The following is a 9,994-nucleotide window of genomic DNA, read 5'->3' as shown; positions in this document are numbered from 1 at the left end:
CGGCTGCCGCCGGTATCGCGTTGCTGGCGGCCGGCACGGGCGTGGCCGCTGCGGCCGGCGCCGAGGCGCCCGCCCCCGCCGCGTTCCCCGTCACGATCGCGCATCAATGGGGCTCGACCACCATCGCGCGCCCGCCGCTGCGCGTGGTCGCGCTCGGCTGGAACGAGGCGGACGTGGTGCTGGCGCTCGGCGTCACGCCGGTGGCGATCCAGGATTGGCAGCAGCTCGGCCTGAAGCCGGGCCAGGTCAATCCGTGGGCGCAAGCGCTGGTGCACGGCCCCGCGCCGGTGATCCTGCCACGCGGCGATCTCGATTTCCGCCGGATCGCCGCGCTGCATCCCGACCTGATCCTCGACGTCAACGGCCGCGACAACAGCTCGCAGGCGAACTACCAGTTGCTGTCGCGGATCGCGCCGACGGTGGCGTCGCCCCCCGGCCTGACGAACAACAACCTGCCGTGGCAGCGCCAGGTGATGATCGACGCGCTGGCGCTCGGCAAGGTGGACGCCGGCCGCGCGCTGATCGCCGCCACCACCGCGAAGATCCAGGCCGTGAAGGCCGCGCATCCGGCATTCGCGGGCAAGACGTTCACGATCAACTGGGGCGTGCAGAACGGCTGGCATTCCTACATCGAAGGCGACGTGCGCCCGCAATTGCTCGAGGATATCGGCCTGACGCTGTCGCCGAGCGTCAAGCGCCTGCCGGCCCGCAACTACTTCGCCGATCTGCCGATCGAGCGCACCGGCGCGATCGATGCGAACCTCGTGTTGCTGGTGGCGTTCGCGCGCCCGGCGGCGTCGATCGTCGGCGAGCCGGCGGTGCAGGCGCTCGACGCGTTCCGCCGCCGCCGTGTGGTGCTGCTCGACAACCAGCGCGACGCCGAATTGCGCGCGGCGTTCGCCACCGGCTCGCCGGCCAGCATCGACTATTCGCTCGACCACCTCGTGCCGCGCATCGATCGCGCGCTCGCGGGCGCCGGCGACGGAGCCGCGCGATGAGCCTCGCCGCGAACGGCGCACGGCCCGCGTCCGCCACGCCGGCGGCCGCCGCGAACGACACGGGCCTGCAGGCCCGCGGCCTGAGCCTGCGCTACCCCGGCGGCGCCTCGATTGCCGAGAACCTCGACGCGACAATCGCGCCGCACCGCTTCACGGCGATCGTCGGGCCGAACGGCTGCGGCAAATCCACCTTGCTGAAGGCGCTGAGCCGCCTGCTGCGCCCGGCGCGCGGCAGCGTGCTGCTCGACGGACGCGATGTGCGCGATTACGCGTCGAAGCCGTTCGCGCGGCGGGTGGGTTTCCTGCCGCAATCGTCGCAGGCGCCGGACGGCGTGACGGTGGCCGAGCTGGTCGGGCGCGGGCGCTATCCGCATCAGTCGGCGTTCGGCTGGCAATCGGCCGCGGATCGCGCGGCGGTGCTCGACGCGATGGCCGCCACCGACGTGGCCGAGCTGGCCGATCGTCAGGTTTCCGAACTGTCGGGCGGCCAGCGGCAGCGCGTGTGGATCGCGATGTCGCTCGCGCAGCAGACGGACATCCTGCTGCTCGACGAGCCGACCACGTTCCTCGATCTCGCGCATCGCATCGAGGTGCTCGAGCTGTGCCACCAGTTGAACGCGCGGCACGGCACGACGATCGTCGCGGTGCTGCACGATCTCAACGAGGCCTGCCGCTATGCGGACGACATGATCATGATGCGCGGCGGGCGGATCGTCGCGCGCGGCGATCCATGCGAGATCGTGACGCCCGAGGTGATCCGCGCGGCGTTCGGGTTGGATACGCAGGTGATCGCCGATCCGGTCACGGGCACGCCGCTGGTGCTGCCGCTGCTGGCGGGCAAGCGCCGCGGCGTGTCGAACGGCGGTTGATCCGGCGTGTTCCGAACCTGATCCGGCGCCGTCGTGCGCCGAGTTTGCCTCCGGCGCATCGCGCGGCGCGGTTGCCAAGCCAAGCGACAGCGTCTTTCCCAACTGCTCCGCGAACGCTCGCGCCATCGGCCCCAGCCGTTCGCGCGCAGCGATTCCCCTGAGCGCCGACGCTACCGGAAACGGCGCGAATCACACGCCCGCTTCCGGCATATCGAGCGCCGCCAGCGCCTCTCCGAACAGATTCCGTCCTTACCACCGAGCCGTTCGCGTTCGAGCGCCGCGCTTTCCGCCCTGAGCGCCAACACCGCCTAAAACGGCGCGAAACGGCCGAATCACACGCCCGCTTCCGGCCCGTCGAGCGCCGCCAGCGTCTCGCCCAACTGCTCCGCAAACGCCCGCGCCACCGGCCCGAGCGGCTCGCTGTCGAGCGCGGCGATCCCCACCGAAAACGCCAATGCCGGCCTGAACGGCCGCATCACGAGCCCGCTTCCGGCGCACGCGCCCGCGATCAGCCGGCTCACGATCGTCACGCCGATGCCGCGCTCGGCCATCGCGCAGGCCACGCTGACCGAATGCACCTCGGCCGCGATCGCCTGGCTGATGCGGGCGTTGCGGAACGACGCGTCCACCTCGTGCCGCATCGAGCTTTGCCGCCACAGCAGCACCATCGGCACGCCGTCGAGATCGCGCGGGCCGATTTCCGGCAGCGCCGCGAGCGGATGGCCGGCCGGCATCACGCACACCGCCTCGCTGACGAACTCGCGCACCATCGTCAGGCCCGGCTGCGGATCGGGCAGCCGCACGATCGCCAGATCCACCTCGCGGCTGCGCAGCGCCTGCTCCGACGCCTGATAGGTGCCCGAAAACACTTCGAGCACGGCATCCCCGTGCGTTGCGTAGAAGCGCCCGAGCACCGCCGGCAGCAGCGATTGCGCGAGCGTGTTCGGCACCATCACGCGCACCAGCTTGCGGCGCGTGCCGGCCAGCCGCAGTTGCTGCGCGTGGCGCTCCAGGCAGCGCGCGGCCTCGAGGATCGCCTCGGCGTCGCTCACCAGCGCGTCGGCCTCGCGGGTGGGCGCGAGCCGCCCCTGCTCGCGCTGGAACAGCGTCAGGCCGAGATCCTCCTCCAGTTGCGCCAGCAGCCGGCTGACCGCCGATTGCGACAGGCCGAGCCGCTGCGCGGCGGCCGTGGTGGTGTGCAGCGCGGCCACGGCCGCGAACGCTTCGAGCTGTTTCAGGTTCATCTCAGTTTGTGCATAGGCGTATGCCGATCGCGCATAGGCTTGCGACCGCCATATTGACGTCGAATCATCGCATCCAACGACCGGCCCCGAACGCGGCGCCGGCCATCGCATTCTCAACATTCGAGGTTCGACACGCAATGATGGCCTTCATCATCCGCCGCATCGTCCAGAGCGCCGGCGTCCTGTGGCTGACGTCGCTGCTGGTGTTCTGCGGCGTTTACGCGATCGGCGATCCGGTCGCGATCCTGATTCCGGCCGACGCCAGCCCCGCCGAGATCGCCCAGGCGGTGCGCGCGCTGGGGCTCGATCAGCCGCTCTGGCAGCAATACCTGCATTTCGTCGTGCACGCGCTGCACGGCGATCTGGGACGCTCGTTCGTGTTCGACGAGCCGTCGATTCGTCTGATCTTCGAACGGCTGCCGGCCACGCTGGAACTGGGCTTCGTGGCGCTGGTGCTGGCGCTCGGCATCGGCCTGCCGCTCGGCCTGCTGGCGGGGCTGCGCGCCGGTTCGCGGTTCGACCGGATGGTGATGTCGGGCTCGATCCTGGGCTTCAGCCTGCCGAACTTCTGGCAAGGGATCATGCTCGTGCTGATCTTCTCGGTCACGCTGGGCTGGCTGCCTTCGGCCGGGCGCGGCGCGCTCGGCGACTGGTTCGGCATCCATACGAGTCTCGCCACGCGCGACGGGCTGATGCATCTGCTGCTGCCTGCGCTCAATCTGTCGCTGTTCAAGATGTCGCTGGTCACGCGGCTCACGCGGGCCGGGGTGCGCGAGACGCTGCCGCTCGACTACGTGAAGTTCGCGCGCGCCAAGGGTTTGCCCGAGCGCCGCGTGATCGGCGTGCACGTGCTGAAGAACATCCTGATCCCGATCGTCACGGTGGTGGGCATGGAGTTCGGCTCGCTGATCGCGTTCGCGACGGTGACCGAGACGATCTTTGCGTGGCCGGGCGTGGGCAAGCTGATCATCGACAGCATCACGCGGCTCGACCGCCCGGTGATCGTCGCCTATCTGCTGATCGTCGTGACGATGTTCACGCTGCTGAACCTGCTGGTGGACATCGTGCAATCGCTGCTCGACCCGCGCGTGCGGCTGGAGGCGGCATGATCGGCCTGCTCGCCCGCTCCCTGCGCACGCGTCTCGCGCCGCGCTTCGCCGTGCCCCGGCTCGATCCGCACACCACCGCCGGCCGCGTGCTGCGCAGCCTGGCGGCCTCGCCGGGCACGGCCGTGGCCAGCGCGGTGCTGATCGCGTTGATCGCGGTGGCACTGCTCGCGCCGTGGATCGCGCCGCAAAACCCGTACGACCTCGCCCAACTGAGCGTGAGCGACGCGCGGCTGCCGCCGTTCGCACGCGGCGCGGGCGGCCATCTCTACCTGCTCGGCAGCGACGCGCTCGGCCGCGACATGCTGGCCGCGATGATGTACGGGCTGCGCATCAGCCTGGGCGTCGGGCTGCTGGCCGGCGCGGTGGCGATGACGCTCGGCACCACGCTCGGCCTGTGCGCGGCCTACTTCGGCCGCACCGTCGACGCGCTCGTGATGCGCACCGTCGATCTGCTGCTCGGCTTTCCGACCATCCTCGTCGCGCTGATGGTGCTGGCCGTGCTCGGCCAGGGCGTGGACAAGGTGGTGCTCGCGCTGGTCACGGTGCAATGGGCCTACTTCGCCCGCACGGTGCGCGCGGTGGCCGCCGTCGAGCGCCGCAAGGAATACATGGAGGCCGCGCGCTGCCTGGGCCTCGGCCACCGCCGCGTGCTGTTCGGCCATCTGCTGCCGAACTGCCTGCCGCCCGTGATCGTGATCGGCCTCGTGCAGGTGGCGTCGGCGATCTCGGCCGAGGCCACGTTGAGCTTTCTCGGCATCGGCCTGCCGGTCACGCGGCCGTCGCTGGGGCTGCTGATCGCGAACGGCTTTCAGCAACTGCTGGCCGGCAACTACTGGATCAGCGTGCTGCCCGGCCTGCTGCTGCTCACGCTGGTGTTCAGCATGAACGTGGTCGGCGACAGCGTGCGCGAAGCGCTCAACCCGCGTTTGCAGAAATAGGATCGACATGACGACGCCCACGCTTTCCGTGCAGCACTTGCGCACGCATTTCTTCACCGGCGACGGCATCGCGCGCGCGGTCGACGACGTCAGCTTCGACGTCGCGCCGGGCGAGGTGGTCGGCCTGGTCGGCGAATCCGGCTCCGGCAAATCGATCACCGGCTTCTCGGTGCTCGGGCTGGTGGACGCGCCGGGCCGCATTGTCGGCGGCAAGGTGCTGTTCAACGGCGACGACCTGACCGCGCTCGCGCCCGACGCGCTGCGCCGCCTGCGCGGCAACCGCATCGCGATGATCTTCCAGGATCCGATGATGACGCTGAACCCGGTGCTGCGGATCGACACGCAGATGATCGAATCGGTGCGCGCCCATGCGCGCGTGTCGAAGGCCGCCGCGCGCGAACGGGCGCGCGACGCGCTCGCCCAGGTCGGCATTCCGGCGCCCGACGAACGGCTATCGGCCTACCCGCATCAACTGTCGGGCGGCATGCGCCAGCGTGTGGCGATCGCCATCGCGTTGCTGCACGAGCCCGATCTGATCATCGCCGACGAGCCCACCACCGCGCTCGACGTGACGATCCAGGCGCAGATCCTCGCGCAGATGCAGGCGCTGTGCGCCCGCACGCGCACGGCGATGGTGTGGGTCAGCCACGACCTGGCGGTGGTGGCCGGGCTCGCGCAGCGCGTGTGCGTGATGTACGCGGGCCGCATCGTCGAATCGGGCAGCGCGGACGCGATCCTCGACCGCCCGCGCCATCCCTACACGATCGGCCTGATCGAATCGCTGCCCGAGCACGCGCCGCGCGGCGCGCCGCTCAAACCGATTCCCGGCATCGCGCCGAACCTGCTGACGCTGCCGGCCGGCTGCGCGTTCGCGCCGCGCTGCGCGCGTGCGACCGACCTGTGCCGCAGCACCGAGCCGCCCGTCGCGGCCGACCACGATCACACCTGGCGCTGCTTTCATCCGCGCAACGGAGATTCGCAATGAGCACCCTTCCCGAAACCGCCCCGCTGCTGGAGGCGCGGCAACTGTCGCGGCGCTTCGCGCGGCGGCCCCATTACGCCGAGCGGATCGCCGGCTGGCTCGGCGCGAAGCCGGCCGCGCCGGTGGTGCATGCCGTCGACGGCGTGGATCTGACGATCCGGCGCGGCGAGGTGCTCGGCCTCGTCGGCGAATCGGGCTGCGGAAAATCGACGCTCGGCCGCATGCTGGCCGGCGTGGTGCCGCCGTCCGACGGCACGATCCGCGTGTTCGACGCTCCCGAGGCAGCCAAGCCCGGCGCGCCTCGCCTCGCCACCCAGATGATCTTTCAGGATCCGCTGTCGTCGCTGAATCCGCGCAAGCGGGTGCGCGACATCATCGGCGAAGCGCCGCTGGTGCACGGGCTGGTCGATCGCGCCGGTTACGACGCGTTCGTGGTGGACGTGATGCAGCGCGTCGGGCTGAACCCCGATTTCCGCGACCGCTTTCCACACCAGTTCTCGGGCGGCCAGCGGCAGCGGATCGGCATCGGCCGGGCGCTGGCCGTGAACCCCGATTTCCTGATCTGCGACGAATCGATCGCCGCGCTCGACGTGTCGATCCAGGCGCAGATCATCAACCTGTTCATGCGGCTGCGGCGCGATCTCGGCCTCACGTATCTGTTCATCAGCCACGATCTCGGTGTGGTTGAGCACCTGAGCGACCGCGTGGCGATCATGTACCTCGGGCGCGTGGTGGAAACCGCGCCCACCGAGGCGCTGTTCGCGCGGCCGCAGCATCCGTACACGATCGCGCTGCTCGGCCAGGTGCCGCGGCTCGCGAATCGCCGGCATCGCTTCGAATCGATTCGCGGCGAGTTGCCCTCGCCGCTCGCGCCGCCGTCCGGCTGTCATTTCCACCCGCGCTGCCCGCATGCGAACGCGCGCTGCCGCAGCGAGCGGCCGCTGCTGCGCGAGACCGCGGGCGGGCATTGGAGCGCCTGTCACCTCGTGGAGGCGGCATGATGCGGGGCCGTTTCCCGAACTTCGCGCGGTGCCGGTTGCCGGTGCGGCTGACGCTGGCCGCCTCGCTGGCCTGCGTGCTGGCGAGCGCCGCCCCGGCCTCGGCGCTGGCCTCGGCCGCCACGGACGCCCCGCCCCGCGACATCACGATGGCGCTGGCCTCCGAGCCGGCCTCGCTCGATCCGCTGTTCTCGCGCACGCAGAACAACATGCAGACGGCCGAGAACCTGTTCGAGCGCCTGATCTCGCAGGACGAAAACCTGCAGGTGCGGCCTGGGCTCGCGCAATCGTGGCGCAACCTCGATCCGACCACCTGGGAATTCAAGCTGCGCCCCGGCGTGCGCTTCTCGGACGGCTCGCCGCTGACGGCCGACGACGTGGCCTGGTCGCTGGCCCGCGCGGGCCACGTGCCGAACAGCCCCGCGCCGTTCTCCGGCGCGGTGGCGGAGATCGCGCGCATCGACGTGATCGATCCGCTGACCGTGCGGATCGCGACCAAAACGCCGTCGCCGGCGTTCGTCGAGCAGGTGGGGCTGGTGTATATCGTGTCGCGCCACGCCGCCGCCGGCCACGCCAGCGGCGATTACCGCCAGCCGGCCGTGGCGGTGGGCACCGGCCCGTACCGGCTGGTGCGCTGGATTCCGGGCGACCGGCTGGTGCTCGAACGCAACCCGTATTACTGGGGCAAGCGCCCGGCGTTCGATCACGCCACGCTGCGCTTCGTGGCCAACGACGCGGCACGGCTCTCGGCGCTGATGTCCGGCTCGGTCGACCTGATCGACAACGTGCCGCCCGTCACGCTCGACCGCCTGCGCCACACGCGCGACGTCGCGTTGTTCTCGGGGCCATCGGCGCGGCTGATCTATCTGGCGCTCGACGGCGCCCGCCCGGTGTCGCCGTTCGTGCGTGTTTCGGCGAGCGAGGCGGCCGGCGCGCAGGCGGGCGCGAACCCGCTGCGCGACGTGCGGGTGCGCGAGGCGATCTCGAAGATGATCGACCGCGAGGCGATCGCGCGCTACCTGCTCAACGGCGCGGCGCTGCCCGCCGGGCAGATCGCGCCGCCCGGCCTCGGCGGCCACGACCCGAAGCTGACGCCCGACGCGTACGACCCGGCCGGCGCGCGCCGCCTGCTGGCCGAGGCCGGTTATCCGGACGGCTTCCGGCTCACGCTGCACGCGTCGAACGACCGCTTCGCGAGCGACGGCGACCTGGGCCAGGTGCTCGGCCAGATGCTGGCGCGCGGCGGCATCCGGATCGACGACGTGGTCACGCAGCCCTACAACGTCTATGCCGGCGCGGCCGCGAAGCGGGCCTACAGCGCGTTCGTCTTCAGCTTCGGCAACAGCACCAGCGATTCGGCGATCGCGCTGACCAACGTGATCGCCACGCATGCCCCGGCGGCCGGCACCGGCGCGTTCAACCGCACGCGCTATTCGAACCCGCGCGTGGACGCGCTGCTGCAACAGGCCGCGCAAACCTTCGACCCCGCCGCGCGTCGCCGGTTGCTGGCCGACGCGGCCGATGTCGCCTTCCGCGATTACGCGATCGTGCCGCTCTATTTCCCCGTCGATTACTGGGCGGCGCGCGGCGGCGTGATCTTTCATCCGAACCAGGCCGAACGCACTTCCCTGCTCTACGTAGAGACCCGACCATGACGTTTTTCGCTTCGCCGACCGCCGCTCCCGATTTCCCCGCTACGGCCGCCTCGCCGGTGCACGGGCTGGCCGACCTGATGGTGCCGATGCGCGACGGCGTGCGCCTCGCCACCGACGTCCACCTGCCGCCCGGCTACCGGCTCGGCGTGGACGCGCCGCTGCCGGCCATTCTCGAACGCACGCCGTACGGCAAGGCCGACGTGTCGCGCTCGGAAATCCATCGCGGCGCGCCGCCGATGAACCGCATCGAGGTGGCCCGCTATTTCGCGGCGCGCGGCTATGCCGTGGTGATGCAGGATTGCCGGGGCCGCTACGGCTCGGAAGGCGCGTTCGAGAAATACATCGCCGAAGGCCCGGACGGCTTCGACACGATGGCCTGGATCGCCGCGCAGCCGTGGTCCGACGGGCGGGTGGGCACGATGGGCCTGTCGTACGCGGCGCACACGCAACTGGCCGCCGCCTGCCTGAACCCGCCGGCGCTCGCCTGCATGGTGCTCGATTCGGGCGGCTTCGCGAACGGCTACCACTGCGGCATCCGCCAGGGCGGCGCGTTCGAGCTGAAGCAGGCCACCTGGGCGTTCAACCGCGCGCGCAACAGCCCGGCGGCCGAGGCCGATCCGCTGGTGGCGGCCGCGCTGGCCGGGCACGACCTGCGCGACTGGTTCGCGCGCATGCCCTGGCGGCCCGGCCATTCGCCGCTGGCCAGCGTGCCCGACTACGAGCATTACCTGTTCGAGCAGTGGACGCGCGACGCCTACGACGATTACTGGCGTCAGCCCGGCATCTGCGCCGAGCACTTCTACGACACGATGCGGCGCGTGCCGGCGATCTGGATGTCGAGCTGGTACGACGCCTACGTGCAAAGCACGCTGGCGAACTTCGCGGCGCTGTCGGACGTGGCCGAAGCCCCCGCCTATCTGATCATGGGGCCCTGGCTGCACGGCGATCGCAACGTGCGCCACAGCGGCGACGTCGATTTCGGCGAACACGCGGCGATCGAGGGTGAACTGGCCGACGATTGGCTCGCGATGCGCGCGCGCTGGTTCGACCGCTGGCTGAAGCCCGAGGCCACGCATGCCGCCGATGCCGCGGCCGAGCCGGTGGCCCGCATCTTCGTGATGGGCGGCGGCAGCGGCCGCCGCAACGCCGACGGCCGCATGTCGCACGGCGGCCGCTGGGTCGGCGCGCCGTCGTGGCCGCT

Annotated in this window: 9 protein-coding genes; 8 read left to right on the top strand and 1 reads right to left on the bottom strand. The window is 70.9% G+C overall.

All coding sequences use genetic code 11. The features are described from left to right. The coding region (locus G3N92_RS26355; protein WP_206130525.1) for an ABC transporter substrate-binding protein at positions 1-998 on the top strand (998 nt) is incomplete at its 5' end. Further along, positions 995-1,867, top strand: a complete 873-nt coding sequence (locus tag G3N92_RS26350) for an ABC transporter ATP-binding protein (RefSeq protein ID WP_206130524.1) — start codon at positions 995-997, stop codon at positions 1,865-1,867. The genes G3N92_RS26355 and G3N92_RS26350, both read left to right, overlap by 4 nt. 332 nt (positions 1,868-2,199) lie before the next feature. On the opposite strand, the gene G3N92_RS26345 is transcribed toward G3N92_RS26350, so the two are convergent. Continuing rightward, positions 2,200-3,111, bottom strand: a complete 912-nt coding sequence (locus G3N92_RS26345; protein ID WP_206130523.1) for a LysR substrate-binding domain-containing protein — start codon at positions 3,109-3,111, stop codon at positions 2,200-2,202. Positions 3,112-3,248: 137 nt separating this feature from the next. On the opposite strand from G3N92_RS26345, the gene G3N92_RS26340 reads away from it, so the two are divergent. The 6 genes from G3N92_RS26340 to G3N92_RS26315 all read left to right on the top strand — a co-directional run. After that, on the top strand, positions 3,249-4,220 hold the full coding sequence (locus tag G3N92_RS26340) for an ABC transporter permease (RefSeq protein WP_206130522.1): 972 nt from the start codon (positions 3,249-3,251) through the stop codon (positions 4,218-4,220). After that, positions 4,217-5,158 (top strand): ABC transporter permease, encoded by a 942-nt coding sequence (locus G3N92_RS26335; protein WP_206130521.1) that lies wholly within the window; start codon positions 4,217-4,219, stop codon positions 5,156-5,158. The genes G3N92_RS26340 and G3N92_RS26335 overlap by 4 nt, the downstream gene beginning before the upstream one ends. 7 nt (positions 5,159-5,165) lie before the next feature. Next, a complete protein-coding gene (locus tag G3N92_RS26330) occupies positions 5,166-6,143 on the top strand; it encodes an ABC transporter ATP-binding protein (protein ID WP_206130520.1) in 978 nt (325 codons plus the stop codon). Beyond that, a complete protein-coding gene (locus G3N92_RS26325) occupies positions 6,140-7,141 on the top strand; it encodes an oligopeptide/dipeptide ABC transporter ATP-binding protein (RefSeq protein ID WP_206130519.1) in 1,002 nt (333 codons plus the stop codon). The genes G3N92_RS26330 and G3N92_RS26325 overlap by 4 nt, the downstream gene beginning before the upstream one ends. Further along, positions 7,138-8,793 (top strand): ABC transporter substrate-binding protein, encoded by a 1,656-nt coding sequence (locus G3N92_RS26320; RefSeq protein WP_241015029.1) that lies wholly within the window; start codon positions 7,138-7,140, stop codon positions 8,791-8,793. Before G3N92_RS26325 ends, G3N92_RS26320 begins: the two co-directional genes overlap by 4 nt. After that, positions 8,790-9,994, top strand: a 1,205-nt coding sequence (locus G3N92_RS26315; protein WP_206130518.1) for a CocE/NonD family hydrolase, incomplete at its 3' end; no start/stop codon positions are given. The genes G3N92_RS26320 and G3N92_RS26315, both read left to right, overlap by 4 nt.

Origin of the sequence: Burkholderia sp. Ac-20379, assembly GCF_017104645.1 — a bacterium.
GTDB lineage: Bacteria > Pseudomonadota > Gammaproteobacteria > Burkholderiales > Burkholderiaceae > Burkholderia.
This window is presented reverse-complemented; position numbering and strand designations above follow the sequence as displayed.